The organism is Streptomyces sp. yr375 (assembly GCF_900110755.1).
In the GTDB taxonomy this organism is placed as follows: Bacteria; Actinomycetota; Actinomycetes; order Streptomycetales; family Streptomycetaceae; genus Streptomyces.
Map to the genome: position 1 here is coordinate 529,324 of NZ_FOFF01000001.1, position 20,561 is coordinate 549,884.

Here is a 20,561-nt window from a genome sequence, read left to right on the forward strand (position 1 = left end):
CCGCCGCCCGTTCACTCCACCGTCGACAGGAACTGGGTCGCCGCCAGCTCCGCGTAGAGCGGGTCGCCCGCCACGAGTTGACGGTGCGTGCCCACCGCGCGGACCCGGCCCGCGTCCATGACGACGATCCGGTCGGCCATCGTCACCGTCGACAACCGGTGCGCGACGACCAGCACGGTGGTCGTCCGGGCGACGTCCGCGACGGTGTCGCGCAGTGCCGCCTCGTTCACCGCGTCCAGTTGGGACGTCGCCTCGTCGAGCAGGAGCAGCCGTGGCCGGCGCAGCAGGGCGCGGGCGATGGCCACGCGCTGGCGCTCACCGCCCGACAGCTTCGTCCCCCGGTGCCCGACCAGCGTGTCCAGCCCCTGCGGCAGCCGTTCGACCAAGGCGTCGAGACGGGTCGTCTTCAGCACCCGCCGCACCGTGTCGTCGTCCGCCTCCGCGTTCCCCAGCAGCAGGTTGTCGTGCAGCGAGCCCGACAGCACGGGCGCGTCCTGCTCCACGTAACCGATGGCGGAGCGCAGGTGGGACAGCTCCCAGTCGTCGAGGTCACGGCCGTCGACGGTGATCGTGCCGGACTCGGGGTCGTAGAACCGCTCGATCAGCGAGAACACCGTGGTCTTGCCCGCGCCCGACGGCCCGACGAACGCGGTCATGCCCCGGGCCGGCACGTCGAACGTCACCCCGTGGTGGACGTACGGCAGGTCGTCGGCGTACCGGAAACGGACGTCGGTGAAGGCGAGCGAGGCCGGTTCGGCGGCGGGGGAGGGCAGCGGCGCGGGGCGGGACGCCGCCGGCTCGGCGGGCAGGTGCAGCGCCTCCTGGATCCGGCTCAGGGCGGCGGAACCCGTCTGGTACTGGGTGACCGCGCCGACGACCTCCTGGATCGGCGACATCAGATAGAAGACGTACAGCAGGAACGCCACCAGCGTGCCGACCTCGATCGCGCCCGTCGCGACCCGCGCCCCGCCCACCGCGAGGACGGTGATGAACGCGGTCTGCATCGCCAGCCCCGCCGTGTTGCCCGCGGCGGCCGTCCACTTGGCGGCGCGCACGCTCTGCCGCCAGGACTCCTCGGCCGCCGTGTGCAGCGCCGCCTCCTCACGGTGCTCGGCGCCCGACGCCTTCACCGTGCGCAACGCGCCCAGCACCCGTTCCAGCGAGGCCCCCATCACTCCGACCGCGTCCTGCGCGCGCCTGCTCGCGCGGTTGATGCGCGGCACGATCACCCCGAGGACGGTCCCCGCGCACACGATCACGGCCAGCGTGACCCCCAGCAGCACCGGGTCCACCAGGCCCATCATCACGACCGTGGCGACCAGCGTCACACCGCCGGTGCCGAGGCCGACCAGCGACTCGGTGGTGACCGCGCGCAGCAGCGTCGTGTCGGAGGTGATGCGGGCCATCAGGTCACCGGGCTCGCTGCGGTCCACGGCCGGGATCCGCAGCCGCAGCAGATACGAGGACAGCGTCCGCCGGGCACCGAGCACCACCGACTCCGCCGTGCGCTGCAACATGTACGAACCCAGCGCGCCCAGCACCGAGTTGGCGACCACCAGCGCGGTCAGCGCCAGCAACGCGCCGGTTATCGCCCGGTCGTGGCCCAGGTCGTCGATCAACCCCCGTGCCACCAGCGGCAGAAGCAGCCCGGTGGCGCCCGTGACGAGCGACAGCGCCGCACCCGCCAGCAGAGCCCGGCGGTGCGGCCGCACATAGTCGAGCAACAGCCGCCACGGGGGCCGGCCGCCGACGGTCTCTGCGATGGTCACGGGGCTCCTCGGGGGGTCGGCCGGTCGGAGCCCTCAGGCTACGTCGGCCCCCGCCCGCGCAGCCGCGCCATTTCGTGCAAATGATCACCTGCCCTTACTGATCAGTTGCGATTAGGGTCGAGGGGGACGGGGGAGCCGCAGAAGGAAGGGTGAAACACCATGGCGCAGGAAGTACGCGGTGTCATCGCACCGGGCAAGAACGAGCCGGTACGGGTCGAGACGATCGTGATCCCCGACCCCGGCCCCGGGGAGGCCGTGGTGCAGATCCAGGCCTGTGGGGTCTGCCACACCGACCTGCACTACAAGCAGGGCGGCATCAACGACGACTTCCCGTTCCTGCTCGGCCACGAGGCCGCGGGCGTGGTCGAGTCGGTGGGCGAGGGCGTCACGGACGTCGCGCCCGGGGACTTCGTCATCCTGAACTGGCGCGCGGTCTGCGGGCGGTGCCGCGCCTGCCTGCGGGGCAAGCCCTGGTACTGCTTCGACACGCACAACGCCAAGCAGAAGATGACGCTCGCCTCGACGGGCCAGGAGCTCTCCCCGGCCCTCGGCATCGGCGCGTTCGCCGAGAAGACGCTCGTCGCGGCCGGACAGTGCACGAAGGTCGACGCGTCCGTGTCGGCCGCCGTCGCCGGGCTGCTGGGCTGTGGCGTGATGGCCGGCATCGGCGCGGCGATCAACACCGGCAACGTCGGCCGCGGCGACACGGTCGCCGTCATCGGCTGCGGCGGAGTGGGCGACGCGGCGATCGCCGGGTCGAACCTGGCGGGCGCGGCGAAGATCATCGCCGTCGACATCGACGACACCAAGCTGGCCACGGCCCGCAAGATGGGCGCCACGCACACCGTCAACTCGCGCGAGACCGACGCGGTCGAGGCGATCCGTGAGCTGACCGGCGGCTTCGGCGCCGATGTCGTCATCGAGGCGGTCGGCCGCCCGGAGACCTACCGGCAGGCGTTCTACGCCCGTGACCTCGCCGGCACGGTCGTCCTGGTCGGCGTGCCCACCCCGGAGATGAAGCTCGAACTGCCCCTCCAGGACGTCTTCGGACGCGGCGGATCCCTGAAGTCGTCCTGGTACGGCGACTGCCTGCCCTCCCGCGACTTCCCGATGCTGATCGACCTGCACCTGCAAGGCCGCCTGGACCTCGGGGCGTTCGTGACCGAGACCATCCAACTCGACGAGATCGAGAAGGCGTTCGACAAGATGCACCACGGCGACGTGCTGCGTTCGGTGGTGGTGCTGTGATGACCGCGCGCGTCGAACACCTCGTCACCTCCGGCCAGTTCAGCCTCGACGGCGGCACCTGGGACGTCGACAACAACGTGTGGATCGTCGGCGACGACCACGAGGCCGTCGTCATCGATGCCGCGCACGACGCCGACGCCATCCTCGCCGCCGTGGGCGACCGCAGACTGACGGCCGTCGTCTGCACCCACGCCCACAACGACCACGTCTCCGCCGCGCCGGCCCTCGCCGCCGCCACCGGCGCCAAGATCTGGCTGCACCCCGACGATCTGCCGCTGTGGAAGCTCACGCATCCCGACCGCGAGCCCGACGCCCACCTGGCCGACGGCCAGGTCATCGAGGTCGCCGGCACCGACCTGACCGTCCTGCACACCCCCGGGCACGCGCCCGGCGCGGTCTGCCTGTACGCCCCCGGGCTCGGCGTGCTCTTCACCGGCGACACCCTCTTCCACGGCGGCCCCGGCGCCACCGGCCGCTCCTACTCCCACTTCCCGACGATCATCACGTCCATCAGGGACCGGCTGCTCGCCCTGCCGCCCGAGACGAAGGTGCTCACCGGCCACGGCGACGCGACGACCATCGGCGCGGAGGCACCCCACCTGGAGGAATGGATCGCCCGCGGCCACTGACCGGACCCGCGGCCACCGGACCGCACCCGCGCCGGGTTCTGCGCCCGGCCGGGTGAGAGCCGCCGAAAGGCGACAGGAGATGTCCGGCTTTCCGGGGACCCTCGTGGGACACCACTCGCACGAGGCAGGGAGGCCGGACATGTCAGGGCCGCTGGAGGGCAGGACCGCACTGGTCGCGGGGGCGACCCGGGGCGCGGGGCGCGGGATCGCCGTGGAACTGGGGGCGGCCGGCGCCACCGTCTACGTGAGCGGACGCACCACCCGCGACCGGCGCTCCGAATACGACCGGCCCGAGACCATCGAGGACACCGCCGACCTGGTCACCGAGGCGGGCGGGCACGGCATCGCCGTCCCCACCGACCACCTCGACCCCGCACAGGTCCGCACCCTCGTCGACCGCATCGCCGCCGAGCAGGGCCGCCTCGACGTCCTCGTCAACGACATCTGGGGCGGTGAGACCCTCTTCGAGTGGGACGCCACGGTCTGGGAGCACGACCTCGACAACGGACTGCGGATGCTGCGCCTCGGCGTCGAGACCCACGCCGTCACCAGCCACCACGCCCTCCCGCTGCTGCTGCGCAACCCGGGCGGCCTGGTCGTCGAGATGACCGACGGGACCGCCGAGTACAACCGCGACACCTACCGCGTGAACTTCTTCTACGACCTCGCCAAGGCGTCCGTCCTGCGCATGGCCTTCGCCCTCGGCCACGAACTCGGCCCGCGCGGCGCCACCGCCGTCGCGCTCACCCCCGGCTGGCTGCGCTCGGAGCTGATGCTCGAGCAGTTCGGGGTCCGCGAGGACAACTGGCGCGACGCCCTCGAACGCGTCCCCCACTTCGCCATCTCGGAGACCCCCCGCTACGTCGGCCGCGCCGTCGCCGCCCTCGCCGCCGACCCCGACGTCGCCCGCCACAACGGACGGTCCCTCTCCAGCGGCGGCCTCGCCCCGGTGTACGGCTTCACCGACCTCGACGGCAGCCGCCCGGACGCCTGGCGCTACCTCGTCGAGGTCCAGGACGCGGGAAAGCCGGCCGACCCGACGGGCTACCGCTGAGCGCGGCCGCGCAACTCCCGGCGGGCTCCGGGCTGTTCGGCACCGGTGTGGACGACGTCCTCGACGGACAGGAAGTTCACTGTTTCGTCACAGCTTGGGCGGTACTACAACCGCGACCCCCGTACGCCGGTCTAGGTTGACGAGATCGCCGTAAACGGGCCAGGGAGAGGGCAGTCATGGGGGACATACGCAGACGAGGGGCCGTCGTGCTCGGGGTCACCGGCCTGGTGGCGCCGCTGACACTCGCGCTGGGCGCGGCTCCGGCGCAGGCCGCGAGCTGTACGACGCAGGCCGGGCCGTACCAGAAGCAGGTGGAGAAGTTCCTCGGCCGGCTCGTCGACGGCCGGCAGTCGACCGCCGACTGCAAGGCCGTCCAGGCCTTCCAGAACAAGCACGGCATCACCCCGAACATCGGCTACGCCGGGCCTGTCACCTGGGGTGTGATGGACCTCATGAACAAGCAGAAGGCGGTGGGCAACAAGCCCAACAAGGCCGGCGCCTGCCCGACCAACAAGGGCCGCATCGCCTGCGTCAACCTCACCCTCCAGCTCAGTTGGATCCAGGACGGCAGCAGGCTCGTCTACGGGCCCGTCCCGGTCCGCACCGGCCGCGACGGGTACGAGACCCGCACCGGTCTGAAGAAGATCTACTGGCGGCACATCGATCACGTCTCGACGATCTACAACGTGCCGATGCCCTACAGCCAGTTCTTCGACGGCGGCCAGGCCTTCCACTCGGTCGGTCTCAGCATGTGGAACCCGCCGGGCTCGCACGGCTGCGTCAACATGACCACCACGACCGCCAAGAAGTACTGGTCGCTGCTGAAGAACGGCGACGACGTCTTCGTCTACGGCCGCAAGCCGGGCACCTGAGCGCACCCTGGCAGGGTGAAGAGGGCCACGGGGGTTGACAGATCGACGTGATCAGTAACACGTCCGTTTTGTCCGGTACGTTCGTGATGACTCACGTGGCCTTCACCGGGGACGCCGTAAGATTCACACCATGTCCACCACTGTTGAATCACTCTCCGAGCGATCGGCCGCGGAGGTCAACGAGGAGATCAGGGCCCTGTGGCTCCGGTCCGGCGGGACACTGAGTGTCGAGCAGCGCGAGGAATATCGGCGGCTCGTCCTGGAGTGGGCCGCCGCGCCCCAGCCGGTCGAAGCGGCCTGACCGACGCTCCCGAGAACCGCCGAGCCTCCCCTACCGAAGCGGGCACCCTGACCGGGTGCCCTTTTCGCTGTCCGGGGCCTGCTGCCTGCCGGGGGGCGGGTCCTAGCCCCACGTCGCCGAGTAGTGCCGCTGGTAGGCCTTGCGGTCCTGTTCGGCGCGGATGTAGCGGGCCGCGACGAAGGCGACCATGCTGCCCGCGATGACCAGCAGACCGGGGCCGACGTTGCGGGGGTCGGTGAGCCGGGAGGCGAGCGTCACACCGGCGTCGGTGCTCGTCACCGGGGTGGTCGAGCCCGGCGAGGCGTCGCCCGGGGAGAGCGCCGCCTCGGAGGAGGCGGTCGGCTGGGGGGCGTCGGACGCCGTGGGATCGGTGCCCTGCTTGTTGGCGTCGGACGGCGCGGCCACGATCAGCGTCACACCGAGCTGGGCGAGCGCCTTCGTCACCGGCTGGAAGAACGTCGTACCGCCCGTCTTGCAGTCGCCGCTGCCGCCCGAGGTGATGCCGAGGGCGACGCCCTCGGAGAACATCGGGCCGCCGCTGTCGCCCGGTTCGGCGCACACGTTCGTCTCGATGAGCCCGCCGACCGTGCCCTCCGGGTAGTTGACGGTCGCGTCGAGGCCGGTGACCTCGCCGTCGTGCAGCCCGCTGGTGCTGCCGCTGCGGAACACCCGCTGGCCGACGGCCGCGTCACCGGTGCCCGTGATCCGCACTCCGTTGCCGTTGCCGATCGCCACCACGTCGGCGCCGGCGCCCGCCTTGCCGCTCGCGTACTGCACCAGCGAGAAGTCACTGCCGGGGAAGTTGGAGTTGACCGTCTGGCCGACCTGCTGCTTGGCCTGGTTGTCCGCGAACCAGGTCGAACCGGTGGGCCCGCAGTGCCCGGCGGTGAGGATGAAGTCGTTCGATCCGTTGGTCACGTTGTAGCCGGCCGAACAGCGACCGCCCGTCGACAGGATCGGCTGCGCGCCGTTGATCCGGGTGGTGAACTTCCCGGTGGTGCGCTCCATGCGCACGAAGCTGCCGATGCCGGTGGCGGTCTTCGTCAACCGCGACCAGTCGGAGGCCGACACCGTGGTGTCCGCCTGCACGATCACCTGGTTCGTCCGGTAGTCCATCACCCAGGCCGTGCCGGGCACCGTGGGCGCCGAACGCAGCGTCGCCGCAGCCGACTTGAGCTCGTTCATGCTGTGCGACACCACCTTTGCCTCGGCGCCCGCCGACCGCACGGCGTCCGCCGTCTGCGCGTCGGTGACCGCCACGACCGGTCGCCCCTCCGCGTTCAGCCAGGTGCCCGCCGTACGCCCGGTGCCGAGCTTCGCGACGAGCGCCGCCCCCGGATTGGTGACGACCGACTCCGCCTTGCTGCGTGGCCCCGCCGACGCGGCAGGTGGTTCGCTCGCCATGGCCGCCTGCGTGACCATGACCCCTCCCAGGAGGAGTCCGCCGACGGCCGCCAGCCGCGTCACTCGCCGGACGGTCCGTCGTCGTACGTGCCTCATGCATGGCTCCCGAAACCCGAACGCGCGGCCTCAACACCGCGGGGCCCTCCGGTCATTGAGCGCCCTCACCGTCCATACGTGCCGCGACCCGGCAGCGTTCAGCCCGGAAGTGATCACATCTGGCGGAGGGCCCGGCGCGGCGCGGCCGAGTTGTCGCGTTCGCATGATCCCAGGTCACGCCACGGCCCCCTATCTTGTGCCCCATGACCACGACCCCGCACGAGACGCCCCGCGAACCGAACCCCTTGCAGGCCCTCACCCTCGACCGGCTCCGCCGCCGGACCAGCATGAAGTGGCGCACCCACCCGGCCGACGTACTGCCGCTGTGGGTCGCGGAGATGGACGTACCCCTCGCCGAGCCGGTCGTCCGCGCGGTGACGGACGCCCTCGCGCTCGGCGACACCGGCTATCCGGCCGGTACGGCCTACGCCGAGGCGCTGGCCGGGTTCGCCTCGCGGCGGTGGGGGTGGGACGGGCTCGCCGTCGAGCGGACGGCGATCGTGCCCGACGTGATGCTGGGCGTCGTCGAGATGCTGAGACTGGTCACCGGGCCCGGCGACCCGGTGGTCGTCAACCCGCCCGTGTATCCGCCGTTCTTCCCGTTCGTCGAGCACCTGGACCGGCGGATCGTCGAAGCGCCCCTCGACGCCGGCGGACGGCTCGACCTCGACGCGCTGGAGTCGGCGTACCGGCGGGCGGTCGCCGGCGGCTCTCGCGCCGCGCACCTGCTGTGCAGCCCGCACAACCCCACCGGCACCGTGCACACGGCCCGGGAGCTGACGGCGCTCGCCGCGCTCGCCGGGCGGTACGGCGTCCGGGTGGTCGCCGACGAGATCCACGCCCCGCTCACCGCCCCCGGCGTCGACTTCGTGCCCTACCTCGCCGTCCCCGGCGCGGAGAACGGCCTGTCGCTCATGTCGGCGTCCAAGGGGTGGAACCTGGCCGGGCTCAAGGCCGCCCTGGCCGTCGCGGGCCCCGCCGCGGCCGCCGACCTGGCCCTGCTGCCCGAGGAGGTCGGCCACGGGCCCAGTCACGTCGGCGTCCTCGCCCACACCGCCGCCCTGCGCGAGGGCACGGCCTGGCTGGACGCCCTGCTGGCCGGTCTGGACGACAACCGACGCCTGCTCACCGCCCTCCTGGCCGAGCACCTCCCCGGCGTCGGGTACCGGCCGGGCCAGGCGACCTACCTCGCCTGGCTCGACTGCCGGGCGCTGGACCTCGGCGACGATCCGGCCGCGGTCTTCCTGGAGCGCGGCCGGGTCGCCCTCAGCTCCGGGCCGGACTTCGGCACGGGCGGCGCCGGGCACGTCCGCCTGAACCTGGCCACCTCGCCGGAGATCCTCACCGAGGGCGTACGACGGATGGCGGCGGCCGTCATGTCTTGACATGCGGTGGAGAGGATTCGTAGCTTGGGCGCTCCTATCTAGATTCGTGAAGTGTGTTCACGGATGTGACTGGAGGTGGTCGGGGCGTGCGCACCCGTATCCGGGAACTGATCGTCACGCCCATCGTCTTCTCCGACCCTCCGCTGCTCAACTCCAACGGCGTCCACGAGCCGCTCGCCCTGCGCGTGATCCTCCAACTCGTGCTGGAGGACGGCACGGTGGGGCTCGGCGAGTCGACGGGCGGCGCGGTGCGGCTGGAACGGCTCGAGATCGCCGCGCGGACCGTCGTAGGGCTCGACGTGTTCGACACCACCGCCGTCTCCGCCGCGATCGACGCCGCCCTGCTGCCGACCGTGCCCGGCTCCCACGAGCGCGGCTGGACCGTCTCGGCCGTCGAGGTCGCCTGCCTGGACGCCCAGGGCAAGCTGCTCGACCGGCCCGTCTGCGATCTGCTCGGCGGCCGGGTGCGCGACTTTGTGCCGTTCGCCGCCTACCTCTTCTACAAGTGGGCCGAACACCCCGCCCTCGACGGCCGCCCGGCCATCGGCGACGACTGGCCCGAGGCCCTCGACCCGGCCGGGATCGTCGAACAGGCCCGGCTGATGCAGGAGCGGTACGGCTTCCGCTCGTTCAAGCTCAAGGGCGGCGTCTTCCCGCCGGACGACGAGATCGCCGCCATCGAGGCGCTCGCCGAGGCCTTCCCCGGCCAGCCCCTGCGGCTGGACCCCAACACGGCGTGGTCGGTGGGGACTTCGACGTACGTGGCGCGCCGACTCGACGGCGTACTGGAGTACTTGGAGGACCCGACCGCGACCATCGAGGGCATGGCGGCGGTCGCGAAGGACTCGCCGCTGCCGCTGGCCACCAACATGTGCGTGGTCGCCTGGGAACACCTGCGGCCGGCGATCGAGCAGCACGCGATCCAGGTCCTCCTCACCGACCACCACTACTGGGGCGGACTACGCCGCACCCGTGAACTGGCCGCTGTCTGCGAGGCGTTCGGCATCGCCCTGTCCATGCACTCCAACTCGCACCTGGGCATCAGCCTCGCCGCCATGACCCATGTCGCCGCGGCCATCCCGAACCTCGACCACTCCTGCGACACGCACTACCCGTGGAACAGCGCCGACGACGTGATCGTCCCCGGCGTTCTGGAGGTGGCGGACGGCGCGGTGCGGGTGCCGACCGGGCCGGGCCTCGGAGTCGAGCTGGACCACGACGCCCTCGACCGCCTGCACCGCCGCTACCTCGACTCGGGAATGAGCCGCCGCGACGACACCGGGTACATGCGGCGGATCCGGCCCGACTACGAGCTGCGGCTGCCGAGGTGGTGACCGGCGCCGCTGCCTAGACTGCGGGCATGGATGACGCGGGTACGGACGGCAAGGCGCTTGATCGGCTGGCGGCGGGGAAGTACCTGCTGATCACCAGCTACCGGAAGAACGGAACCGGGGTCGCCACCCCGGTGTGGGTGGTGCGGGACGGGGCCGCGCTCGGCGTCTGGTCGGTCGCCGAGTCCTGGAAGGTGAAGCGCATCCGGGCCCGCGGCGACGTCCTCGTCGGCCCGTGCGACGTGCGCGGCAGGCCGACGGGCGAGCAGATCCCCGCCACCGCCGAGATCTGCGACGCCGAGACCACCGCCCGCTACCGCACACTGCTCGCCCGCAAGTACGGCATCGCCGGCCGCCTCACCCTGCTCGGCAGCCGACTGCGCCGGGGCCTGGACGGGACCGTCGGGATCCGCATCACTTTGTGAGCGGGCAGGGGCTGTGAGCGGGCGGAGGGTATGTGGAAGATAGGGGGCGCGGACCGCGCGGCCCACGCCCCCTCATGTCTTCCTGCCTTCCTGCCCCGCGGGTTACGGCGCGTCCAGGACCGTTCCCGTCAGGATCGGCTGGTCCGGTAGCGGGTCGGCGTTGTCGTCGGTCAGCGTGAGGCGCATCGACTCGGTCGGCTCGGCCACCTCGTCCGGCACCGTCCGTACGGTGAAGTCGGTGCCGTCGGTACCGGCCGGGACGGTCATCCAGACCCACAGGCTGGTCTTGGACAGCGGGCGCTCCGGGTCGGGCAGCTCACCGGCGTAGTCCAGCAGCCACTGCGGGTCCACGTCCTTCGTGGACAGCTCGGCGCCGTCGGTGACCGGGAGCACCAGGACCGGCTGCCAGAGGTCCACGTCGGCGGCCTCGGAGAGGGAGATCTGCCAGCTCAGCGCCCCGCCCTCGGTCACGCGGTCCGTGACGGGCGTCAGCGTGACCTTCGGTGCGGGGTCGTCGTTCTGCGCCGTGACGCCGCCCTTGTACGAGCCGACGACCGCGCCGCGCACGGCCTTCACGAGGAGGTTCTGCTCCTCGTCGTAGCCGAAGCGGGTGTCGCCCTTCACATCCATCGCCACGTCGATCGGGGTGCCGCCGGGCCGGACCGGGACCACCTTCTCCGTGGCCTCGCCGGTCGCCTGGTCGATGACGTAGAAGCGGGCCGTGCCCTTGCCGTGGCCGGACACCTGGACCGGGACGTGGTAAGTGCGGGTGCCGGAGTCGCCCTCCTTGACCGTGATGCGGCCGATGTCGACGCGCGGCAGCGCCGCCGCCCGCACCGCCGGCGTGCCGGGGGCCCAGCCCCAGGCGTCCATCAGCCAGGCCTGCCCGGACCCCGAACGCGGGGTCAGTTCAAGGGACTTGACGTGCCTGAGGTCGAGCCGGGCGCGGCCGGCGGCGGTCAGCGGGACGCGCAGTTCGCGGGCCCAGTAGGAGGCGGTGCGGGAGGAGCCAGGCAGCCCGTCCACGGTGACCTGGCCGAGCCCGGCGCGGCGACCGGCGGTGTCGGTGACGGACACGTCCAGCGTGGTGCCGGTGGTGTTCGGCGGTACGAACACGCGCAGCGCCAGGCTCTTGGCCCCGGCGAGGGAGACGGGCGCGGTGGAGGTGATCTTCGCCGGGGTGCCCGGCGTGGACCACTTCAGCGCGACCGCGCTCTTGCCGGAGTCGTTCTCCAGGTCCCAGTACTGGAAGTGCGGGGACCTGCCCTCGGCGTCGTTGTCCAGACACGACCTGGCCAGGTCGGAGTCGGCCCAGCACACCCGGCCGCCGGTCACCTCGACTCCGCCGTCGGGCACGAAACCGCCCGTGCGGCGGGCGCCGACCGCGTGCGTCAGGACGCGGGCCGGGTCGGCGGAGGGGGCCCGCAGTCCGGTGCCGTCGAGCAGCGGGCGCACCCGGTCGTCGCCGCCCACGAACAGTTGGGCCGCGGCGGCGATGTAGGTGGCGCCGGCCTGGTGCTGCTGGTCGGCGGTCAGCCGGGTCGCCGCGCCTGTGGAGCACACCGGGTCGGGTTGCTCCGGGTCCTCGAAGAAGTCGTCGAAGGAGGGCGCCACGGACTTGCCCGGCGTCCACTCGGTGTTGAAGAAGTTGTGGTTGGCGCCGACGACGTAGACGGCGCTGTGCAGGGCGCTGCCGTTGCTGATGCCGCGGGTGCCGTCGAGGTACGTCTCGCCCTCGAGGTCGGAGACGTCGCCGTCGCAGCCGGGCAGGATGGTCGTGGACGGGACGTCGGCGACCGGATTCTGGCCGAAGATGGTCGGTCCGATGAGGACGGTGCCGCGGATCTTCCAGCGGACCGGGCCGTGGTAGCCGTCCTGCGCGGCGGGCGCCGGGTAAAGGCTGTCCAGCGCCGCCCGGTTGACGCCCTCGCCGCCGCGCGAGTGGCCGATCAGCAGGACGCGGGAGAGGTCGGCCTTCGCCGCGTCGGGCACCGTCGCCGGGGCGGCGGCCGGGTGGGCGGCCCAGTCGGCCCACTTGGCGAGGTGCTGCCGGACCAGCGAGGAACGGGCCTGCGCGCCGGCGTCGTCGAGGGTCCCGTCCTGGCCGTTGACGCCGTTCGCCGAGATCGACACCGTCACATAGCCCTGGGAGGCCAGGAGTTGCTGGTCCTTCAGGTAACCCTTATAGCTAGGGATCGACTTCATGCCCGCCGGGCAGGGCCAGGAGATGTCGGGCTCGTCGCTGCCCGGCGTGTAGCAGGTGGTGTGCCGGCCGTGCAGGAACAGTGCGAGCGGCCGCTTGCCGGTGACGCCCTTGGGCGCGACCACCACGGCCTGCATCTCGACGGGCTCCGGCAGGCCCGGTAACTTCACCGGGGCCAGGGCGTATTCGCCGCTGACCGTGCGGTACGCGCCCGGCTTGCCGGGGTCCACGGAGTTGGCGGGCGCGGCGGCCGGGGGCCGCCCGGGGGCGAGTGAACGCCGCTTGCCGGTGGCCGAGTTGTCGGCGGGCGCGTCCAGCCGACGGCCGCTCGCCTGTACTTGGAGGTCCGTCAGGGGGGTGTCGCCGACCTGGTCGAGGGAGAGCCGGAACGTGCGGCCGTCCTTCCCCGCCCTCGGTACGCCGAGCAGCCGGTCGCCCGCGTGGAACTCCACGCGGGCGTCGCCGACGGGCACGGGCTTGGGCGACCGCCACACCAGCTCACGCGCGTCGCCCGCCCCGGCGACCTGCCACCCCGGCGGCAGTGCGCTGTCGGTGGCGGCGGCCAACGGCCTTGTCCCGGAAGGTTGTTGTGCTTGTGCCAGTCCCGGTGTTCCCGCCAGGGCCGCGAGTGCGGCCACAGCGGTGACACCTATGCGCCGGGCACGGATCAAGGGTCCACTCCTCAACAGTCGGAGCGTGGGAGCCCCCTCCGTACCGGGAGCCCCTCACGCCCCGAAGGAACCCGAAACGGCACCTGTGGGTTGCCTGTGCCGGCGGACTCTGCCCGAGCATGACAAGAAACCGGCCAGTCGGCGGGTCGCGGTCGCGGTCGGGTCCGGGCGCGGGGTCGGGGCCCGGGGTCGCCCGAGCGCCGTCCTAGTGCCAGCCCCGGTAGGGCTCGTCGAGCAGTTGGAAGACCGGCTCGCCCCGTACCGGGTCCTTGACCGTGGACAGCCGGACGCGGTCGCCGCTGTGGATCGCGATGAGCGGGCCCGTGACCCGGCCCCGGACGACGAACCCCTCGGCCATCTCGACCAGCGACACGTTGCGCGCGGCGGGGGTGTTGCGGTGCACCACCGTGGCGTGCCGGATCGTCCCGGTGCCCGCGCTGCTCTCGGTGCGCAGGTCGCTGCCCTGGCACACCGGGCACAGCAGCCGCTGGTACATGGCGGTGCCGCACCAGGTGCAGCGCTGGAAGAGGATCGTGTCGCCGTCGACGGCCCTGCGGTCGAGGACGCCCGCCGCCGCGCCGCCGGCGGCCTGCTGGACGGCGTTTCCTGGGTGGTGGTACACGCGGGTCAACTCCCTGCACTCGGCCGGAATCCACGTGCGCGGCTCGCCGTGCCACCGTGCACGCCCCACACCGTATGACACTCAGTGCCACGCGTAAAGGCACTGCGTACCCCTATTTCACCCCTTTGTTTCGGACCCCTGCCCCTGAGGAATCCGGTCCCGGCGGGATCCGGTCCCGGCCGAGCGTGGTCTCGATCTCCTGCACCACCCGCCACAGGGGCGCTCCGCGACGGGACACGACCACGACGACGTCCTCCGCCCACCCGTCGGCGGGCGGCGCCGACACCGCCACGGCCGCCGGCGCCGCCGGACCGGTCGGGGTGGTCGTAGCGCCGGCCGGAGCGGTCGGGGCCGTGCCGAACGCCGACTGGACATAGCTCAGCGCGTGGTCGACGGTCGCGCCCGCGTCGCCCCGGCCGTCCGAACGCAGCCAGGAACGCAGCGCGTTGTTGTGGGCGGCGACGACCGCGGCGGCGATCACGTCGGCGTGCAGGTGGCCGTCGGGACGGCCGGTGAAGCGGCTCCGGAGATACTCGGCGAGGGCGCGCTCGTAGCGCCACACCACCGACAGTTCGTACGCGCGCAGCCCGGGCACCCGCTTGGTGAGCCGGTAGCGCTGCACGGAGAAGGAGGGGTTCTCCGCGTACATCAGCAGCACCAGCCGGGCGGCGTCGCAGACCCGCCGCACCGGCTCCGCGTCCGCCTCGCTCGCGGCGAGGAAGGCGGTCATGTCGGTCAGGCACCGCTCGTGGTCGGGGAAGACCACGTCCTCCTTGGAGGGGAAGTAGCGGAAGAAGGACCGCCGGCCGACCCCCGCGAGCGCCACGATCTCGTCGACGGTGGTCTGCTCGTAGCCCCGCTCCAGGAACAGCCGGAAGGCCGCCGCGGCCAGGGCGTCCCGCATGGGAGGCTTGGCCTCCGCCGCTTTTCGAGTGCCGCTCATGGTCGGGAACGTAACACCCGAGCGGCACCGATGGCACTCGGTTCCCTCCGTAGGGGGAACCGAGTGCCCCCTACGGGGTGCTGGGCCGGCCTCAGATCCGCTCCGCCGCCTCCACCACGTTGGTCAGCAGCATCGCCCGGGTCATCGGGCCCACCCCGCCGATCGGCGGCGCGAAGGAACCGGCGATGTCGCTCACGTCCGGGTGGACGTCGCCGAGGATGCCCTCGACCGTGCGCGTCAGGCCCACGGACAGCACGGTCGCGCCGGGCTTGATCCAGTCGGGCCTGACCATGTGCGCCACGCCCGCCGCGGCCACCACCACGTCCGCCTCGCGGGCGTGCGCGGCGGTGTCCTGGGTGGCCTCGTGGCACAGGGTCACCGTGGCGTGCTCGGTGCTGCGGGTCAGCATCAGGCCCAGCGGCCGGCCCACGGTGACCCCGCAGCCGATGACGCAGAACTGCTGGCCGGTGATCGCCACGTGGTTGCGGCGCAGCAGGTCGATGATGCCGCGCGGGGTGCAGGGCAGCGGACCCGGGATGCCGAGCACCAGCCGGCCCAGGTTGGTCGGGTGGAGCCCGTCGGCGTCCTTGACCGGGTCGATCAGCTCCAGCACGGCATGGGTGTCGATCTGGGCGGGGAGCGGAAGCTGCACGATGAAGCCGGTGCACGCCGGGTCGGCGTTGAGCCGCAGCACGGCGGCCTCGACATCGGCCTGCGAGGCGTCGGCGGGCAGCTCGACCCGGATCGAGGCGATGCCGACCTGCGCGCAGTCGCGGTGCTTGCCGCCCACGTAGGAACGGCTGCCCGCGTCGTCGCCGACGAGGATCGTGCCCAGCCCCGGAGTGATGCCGCGCTCCTTCAACGCCTGGACGCGGAGGGCGAGTTCGCTCTTGATGTCGGCCGCGGCTGCCTTGCCGTCGAGAAGTGTTGCGGTGGTCACGGGAGTCGACGAGCCCTTCAGGAGGAAAAACGACGGTCCTGTCATCGTACGGCCCGCTCGTCCACCGCCGCCCAGGAGTCCCTTCCCGCCCCTCCCCGCCCCCGCCCGCCGGGGCCGTCCCGCCCGGGGCACGGCGCACCCTCTGACGTAACCTTTCCGCACCTCACACGCCCCACGCGCCCCACGCACACCCTGCACTCCGCCGACAGCCGCAGCCGCCAGGAGATCCGTATGCCCGCCGCCCGCCCCCGGCTCCTCTATGTCACGGATCTCTCCTACCCCGCCCGTGGCCGCCGGTACTGCGACGAGGACGTGTTCCTCACCTCCCGGCTGCGCGCGGACTTCGACCTGGCCCTGTGCCATCCGAAGGACGCCGCCGCCCTGATGCACGCCTTCGACGGCGTCGTCGTCCGCAACAGCGGCCCGGTGCTGGGCTACCTGAAGGAGTACGAGGCCTTCCGGGAGCGCGCGCTGCACGACGGCGTACGCGTCTACAACCCGCTCACCGGGCGCGCCGACATGGCGGGCAAGCAGTACCTCCTCGACCTGAGCGCCGAGGGGTTCCCGGTCATCCCGACCGTCGACCGCGCCGAGGATCTGCACCGCCTGCCCGAGTCCGACCGGTACGTGGTCAAGCCCAAGCTCGGCGCGGACTCCATAGGCCTGCGGATCGTCGCACCCGACGCCCTCGCCGCCCTGGCCGACGGCTCGGTCCTGCTCCAGCCGTGCGTCGACTTCGCCTACGAGGTCTCCTTCGTCTACGTCGACCACGACTTCCAGTACGCCGTGTACGCCCCGGACCCCGACCGCCGCTGGCAGCTCCAGCCGTACCAACCCGCTGTACGGGACCTGGAGTTCGCCCGTCGCTTCGTCGACTGGAACGGTCTCGCCCACGGCATCCAGCGCGTCGACGCCTGCCGCGCCCCCGACGGCGAACTGCTGCTGGTGGAGCTGGAGGACCTCAACCCGTATCTGTCCCTGGACGCCCTCGACGACGCCGGGCAGGACGCCTTCGTCGCCGCGACGACCCGCTCCCTGCACCGCTTCCTCGCGCACTGAACCCGGCGGCCCGCCCGCCCGTATCTCTCCGGGGGACTCACGGGAGGGAGACGAGCGTGCCGACACGGGACGAATCCGGACAGCCGCACGACCGCGCGGTGGTGGAGCCCATCCGGGTCCTGCGACCGCGCAACACCGACGCCCTCGCGGAGCTGTTCCGCGAGATGACCGAGCTGACCCAGGACACCGACTCCTACGAGGCGATCTCCCTGCCGGTCGAGCGGGCGGTGGACGAGGCGCCGACGGAGGAGTTCCCGCCGGTGGGCCAGGGCACGCCCGCCACGCTGCTGCCACGCGACGACCGCGACTGGGCCAGCGAGCGCCCGCGCCCCGCGGCCATGCCGGGCCCGGCCACGAGCGGGTCCCCGAGCAGGGCCGCGAACAAGCCCGTGGGCAGGCCCAAGAACAGGCCCACGGGCACGCCCACGAACAGGCCTGCGAGCAGGGCCGACGCCAGAAGCGCGGCGCGTGCCGACTCCGGTGCCGGCCGACGCCGAGCGGCGATCACGATCGGCGTGTGCGCGGCGGCGCTCGTCGGCTTCGCCTGCGCGCTCCTGCTGCCGGGCCGGGGCGGCGAGGCCTCCGCGGAGACACCCGCGCCGACCGCCACCCAGGCCGCCACGCCGACCGCCGCGCCCACCGCCGCCGCGCCCACCGCCGCCGCGCCCGCCGACCCCGACGGAACCGGCACCCTCCGGGAGGGAGACAGCGGCCCCGAGGTCCTCGACCTCCAGAAGCGCCTGCTGCGCATCCCGGACGTGTACGCCAAGGGCCCCACCGACGGCCGCTACGACACCGTCCTGACCGCGGCCGTGGCCCGTTTCCAGCTCTGGTACGGCATCCGCGGCGACGAGAGCGGCGTCTACGGCAACGACACCCGCCGCGACCTGGAGTCCCGCACCGGCGCGGGCGACGACTGAGGGAGGGCCGCTACCGCTCCAGCGGCACCCGGATGTCGAGCACGCACACGTCGTCGCGGCCCTCGGGGTCCAGCATCGTGCCGAGTAGCCGGTCCAGTGGGGCCCGGCCGGCCGTGCCGCGGTGGGCGGCGACCCGGGCGAGCCGCTTCAGGCCCCGGTCGATGCTCTCGGCGGGCCGTTCGACCCGCACCGGCGCGGGCGACGACTGAGGGCCGCTACCGCTCCAGTGGCACCCGGATGTCGAGTACGCACACGTCGTCGCGGCCCTCGGGGTCGAGCATCGTGCCGAGCAGCCGGTCCAGTGGGGCCCGGCCGGCCGTGCCGCGGTGGGCGGCGACCCGGGCGAGCCGCTCCAGGCCCCGGTCGATGCTCTCGGCGGGCCGTTCGACCAGGCCGTCGGTGTAGAGGAGGAGGCGGTCGCCGGGTTCCAGGCGGAGCTCCGCCTCCTCGTAGCGAGGTGTGTCGGTCGCGCCGAGCAGGACCCCGGTGGGGCGGTCCAGACAGCGCGCCGCACCGCCGCGTACCAGCAGCGGCGGCGGATGACCGGCCTGCGCCCACTTCAGGAGCCGTTCGGCCGGGCTGTAGCGGGCCAGGACCATGGTCGCCGAGCCGTGCGGGTCGCGGGAGTGCAGCAGCAGCGCGTTGAGCCGGGTGAGCGCCCCCGTCAGCGACGAACCGGTGATGATCATGCCCTTGGCGGTGAACCGCAGCAGGGCCATCGAGGCGACGGCGCCGATGCCGTGCCCGGCGACGTCGCCGACCACGAACAGGGCGTCGCCGTCGGGCAGTTCGATGGCGCTGAACCAGTCGCCGCCGACGCTGAGGCCGGACTGCGCGGGCAGGTAGGCGATGTCGACGCGCAGCCCGGCCAGCCGCACGGGCTGCTTCGGCAGCGGCAGCAGCGCGTCCTGCAACCGGGCCGCGACCGTGCGCTCGGCCTGGAGCACGCCGTGCTGGGTGAGGATCGCCCGCTCGCTGGCGACGAGCGCGAGTTCGGCGCTGCGCTGCGCGGTCAGGTCCTGGACGAAGCCGTGCACCTCGACGGGCGCGCCGTCGACGTCCGCGACCGCCTCGGCGACCACCCGCAGATGCCGGATGCCGTCCCGGGTGACGATCCGGAACGGCACGTCGCACGGCTGCCCGCCGCGCACCAGCTCCCCGACGGCACGCACCAGCACGGGCACGTCCTCCGGCAGGGCGAGGCGGGGGAAGCGGGCGAGCGGGACGACGCCGTGGGCGGGATCCCGCTCGAAGATGGTGAAGACCTGGGTGGACCAGTTCGCCTCGCCGGTGACCAGGTTCCAGGTCGCCCAGCCCAGGTTGCCCAGCCGCTGCACGTCCGCCAGCCGCTGTTCCTGCCGGTCGGAGGGGTCGTGCCGGACCCAGCTCACGACCAGCCCGTCGCCCAGCCGCGCCGCCCGCGCCGAGTACGTGGCCAGCTCGCTCACCCCGGCCACCACCTGCTGCCGGGCGAACGGCTCGCCCTCGTACGGCCCTTCGCCGGACAGAGTGTCCAGGCAGCCCTGCCAGAGCGGCTCGTCGGCGATCTCCGGCCGGCACTCCAGCAGCCGCAGACCGACCAGTTCGCGCCCGCTGCGGCCCACGGTGTCGGAGGTCAGGCCGGTCGCGGCGTCGATGCGGAAGTCCTCGACGCTCCCCGACGGGGAGCGCAGCGGGGCGAGCAGCACGGCGGCGACCGGCAGCCGGTCGAACACCGTCTGCACGGCGTCCGCGGCCGCCCCCGCCGTAGGAGTGCGCCGGGCGGCGAACGCTCGCAGCGGGCCCGCGCACAACCGGGCCACGGCCAGCAGGCGGTCCCGGACGTCGGGCGGGAAGACGCCCTCGCGGCGGCGCAGGACGCCGAGCGCGACGTCGGCCGTGTCCCCGGTCGCCACGGGCAGCCAGGCGCGTGACCCCCACCGCTCGGGCGGGTCCCCGATCAGCAGGTACCGCTTCGCGTCCGCGCGGGGGTCCTCCAGCCAGCGCGGCTCGCCGGTGTCCAGGACGTCCAGCGCGGCGATCCCGCCGAGCGGCGGCACCCGGCTCCACTGCGCGGCGAGCGTGTCGTCGAGGCCGGCGTGCCCTACGAGTTCCAGTCCGCCGGCGGGCAGCCGCGCGTAGATCAGCACGGCGTCGGCGCCCACGTCCGGGGCGAGCCGGTCGAGCAGGCACCGGGCGAGTTCGTGCGGGGTGCCGACGCGCACGAGGGCCCGGCCCAGACCGCCGAGCACGTCGGCGGCGCTCTCGCCGACCGCCGGCGCGGGCACGACCGCCCAGGTGGACGCGTCGGGCGCAGTCGGCTCCGGATCGGTGCGGGGGGCCGGGGCGAGGGCGCCGAGGAGGATCCAGCACTCCTCCAGCAGGGTGCGCCGCGCGCTCTTGGCCCGCCGCAGCAGCTCCTCCTGCGCGGCGTCCGGCGAGCAGCCGAGCTGCGCCATCACCGCGCCCTTGGCGCGCTCCACCACGGCCGAGGTCGCCGCGAGATCCTGGAGCCGGTCCAACTCCGCGCGCTGGCGCGCCACGACCCGGGTCAGCGCCGCCAGGTCGGGCACGCCGCCGGACTGCGCGGGCAGGGCGGGTTCGCTCGTCACGCCTCGAGCATGGCACACCGACCCGGGATCGATCGGGGTCTTACGGCGACGCCCCGGCCAGGCCCGATGCCGGTCGGGGCGGTGGCGCGGATCGCCTC

At 72.9% G+C, this 20,561-nt stretch carries 18 protein-coding genes; 10 read left to right on the forward strand and 8 right to left on the reverse strand.

The genetic code is table 11. The features are described 5' to 3' along the window. Nucleotides 1-11: 11 nt before the first annotated feature. A complete protein-coding gene (locus BMZ82_RS02100; protein WP_093770931.1) occupies nt 12-1,769 on the reverse strand; it encodes an ABC transporter ATP-binding protein in 1,758 nt (585 codons plus the stop codon). Between the two features lie 159 nt (nt 1,770-1,928). On the opposite strand from BMZ82_RS02100, the gene BMZ82_RS02105 reads away from it, so the two are divergent. The 5 genes from BMZ82_RS02105 (at nt 1,929) to BMZ82_RS02125 (ending at nt 5,873) form a co-directional block, all read left to right on the forward strand. Next, on the forward strand, nt 1,929-3,017 hold the full coding sequence (locus tag BMZ82_RS02105) for an S-(hydroxymethyl)mycothiol dehydrogenase (protein ID WP_093770933.1): 1,089 nt from the start codon (nt 1,929-1,931) through the stop codon (nt 3,015-3,017). After that, nucleotides 3,017-3,646 carry an MBL fold metallo-hydrolase gene (locus BMZ82_RS02110; protein WP_093770935.1) on the forward strand — a complete coding sequence of 210 codons (630 nt, stop codon included), beginning with the start codon at nt 3,017-3,019 and terminating at the stop codon, nt 3,644-3,646. The genes BMZ82_RS02105 and BMZ82_RS02110 overlap by 1 nt, the downstream gene beginning before the upstream one ends. Nucleotides 3,647-3,785: 139 nt before the next feature. Continuing rightward, a complete protein-coding gene (locus BMZ82_RS02115) occupies nt 3,786-4,700 on the forward strand; it encodes an SDR family oxidoreductase (protein ID WP_093770937.1) in 915 nt (304 codons plus the stop codon). Nucleotides 4,701-4,876: 176 nt separating this feature from the next. Then, entirely contained in the window at nt 4,877-5,572 is a 696-nt protein-coding gene (locus BMZ82_RS02120) for a L,D-transpeptidase family protein (RefSeq protein WP_093770939.1), read from the forward strand. A 130-nt stretch (nt 5,573-5,702) separates the two neighbouring features. After that, entirely contained in the window at nt 5,703-5,873 is a 171-nt protein-coding gene (locus tag BMZ82_RS02125; protein ID WP_093770941.1) for a hypothetical protein, read from the forward strand. A 102-nt stretch (nt 5,874-5,975) separates the two neighbouring features. Here the strand turns inward: BMZ82_RS02125 and BMZ82_RS02130 are convergent, their stop codons facing one another. Then, nucleotides 5,976-7,373 (reverse strand): S1 family peptidase, encoded by a 1,398-nt coding sequence (locus BMZ82_RS02130; protein WP_093770943.1) that lies wholly within the window; start codon nt 7,371-7,373, stop codon nt 5,976-5,978. 203 nt (nt 7,374-7,576) lie between these two features. Between BMZ82_RS02130 and BMZ82_RS02135 the strand changes: the two genes are divergently transcribed. From BMZ82_RS02135 to BMZ82_RS02145, 3 genes are all read left to right on the forward strand, one after another. Further along, on the forward strand, nt 7,577-8,758 hold the full coding sequence (locus BMZ82_RS02135) for a MalY/PatB family protein (RefSeq protein WP_093770945.1): 1,182 nt from the start codon (nt 7,577-7,579) through the stop codon (nt 8,756-8,758). A gap of 86 nt (nt 8,759-8,844) precedes the next feature. Continuing rightward, complete coding sequence (locus BMZ82_RS02140) at nt 8,845-10,092, forward strand: enolase C-terminal domain-like protein (RefSeq protein ID WP_093770947.1); 1,248 nt, start codon at nt 8,845-8,847, stop codon at nt 10,090-10,092. Between the two features lie 26 nt (nt 10,093-10,118). Further along, nucleotides 10,119-10,514 (forward strand): PPOX class F420-dependent oxidoreductase, encoded by a 396-nt coding sequence (locus tag BMZ82_RS02145; RefSeq protein WP_093770949.1) that lies wholly within the window; start codon nt 10,119-10,121, stop codon nt 10,512-10,514. 102 nt (nt 10,515-10,616) lie between these two features. On the opposite strand, the gene BMZ82_RS02150 is transcribed toward BMZ82_RS02145, so the two are convergent. The 4 genes from BMZ82_RS02150 to BMZ82_RS02165 form a co-directional block, all read right to left on the reverse strand. Further along, the gene (locus BMZ82_RS02150; protein WP_093770951.1) at nt 10,617-13,388 is read right to left on the reverse strand and encodes an alpha/beta hydrolase family protein; all 2,772 of its coding nucleotides are present in this window, start codon (nt 13,386-13,388) and stop codon (nt 10,617-10,619) included. A gap of 205 nt (nt 13,389-13,593) precedes the next feature. Next, nucleotides 13,594-14,010: a Zn-ribbon domain-containing OB-fold protein gene (locus tag BMZ82_RS02155; RefSeq protein ID WP_093770953.1), complete on the reverse strand. Its 417-nt coding sequence runs from the start codon at nt 14,008-14,010 to the stop codon at nt 13,594-13,596. 112 nt (nt 14,011-14,122) lie between these two features. Continuing rightward, nucleotides 14,123-14,953, reverse strand: a complete 831-nt coding sequence (locus BMZ82_RS02160; RefSeq protein ID WP_093770955.1) for a TetR family transcriptional regulator — start codon at nt 14,951-14,953, stop codon at nt 14,123-14,125. A 91-nt stretch (nt 14,954-15,044) separates the two neighbouring features. Then, a complete protein-coding gene (locus tag BMZ82_RS02165) occupies nt 15,045-15,893 on the reverse strand; it encodes a bifunctional methylenetetrahydrofolate dehydrogenase/methenyltetrahydrofolate cyclohydrolase (RefSeq protein WP_093770957.1) in 849 nt (282 codons plus the stop codon). Nucleotides 15,894-16,124: 231 nt separating this feature from the next. Here BMZ82_RS02165 and BMZ82_RS02170 point away from each other — a divergent pair, with 231 nt between their 5' ends. Continuing rightward, nucleotides 16,125-16,952 carry an ATP-grasp domain-containing protein gene (locus tag BMZ82_RS02170; protein WP_093770959.1) on the forward strand — a complete coding sequence of 276 codons (828 nt, stop codon included), beginning with the start codon at nt 16,125-16,127 and terminating at the stop codon, nt 16,950-16,952. Nucleotides 16,953-17,008: 56 nt separating this feature from the next. Next, nucleotides 17,009-17,872 (forward strand): peptidoglycan-binding domain-containing protein, encoded by an 864-nt coding sequence (locus tag BMZ82_RS02175; RefSeq protein WP_256251710.1) that lies wholly within the window; start codon nt 17,009-17,011, stop codon nt 17,870-17,872. Between the two features lie 10 nt (nt 17,873-17,882). Here BMZ82_RS02175 and BMZ82_RS02180 read toward each other — a convergent pair whose 3' ends face one another. Both BMZ82_RS02180 and BMZ82_RS02185 read right to left on the reverse strand, forming a co-directional pair. Then, complete coding sequence (locus BMZ82_RS02180) at nt 17,883-18,062, reverse strand: hypothetical protein (protein ID WP_093770961.1); 180 nt, start codon at nt 18,060-18,062, stop codon at nt 17,883-17,885. A gap of 25 nt (nt 18,063-18,087) precedes the next feature. Beyond that, nucleotides 18,088-20,463 carry a SpoIIE family protein phosphatase gene (locus tag BMZ82_RS02185; RefSeq protein WP_093770963.1) on the reverse strand — a complete coding sequence of 792 codons (2,376 nt, stop codon included), beginning with the start codon at nt 20,461-20,463 and terminating at the stop codon, nt 18,088-18,090. Nucleotides 20,464-20,561: the final 98 nt, after the last annotated feature.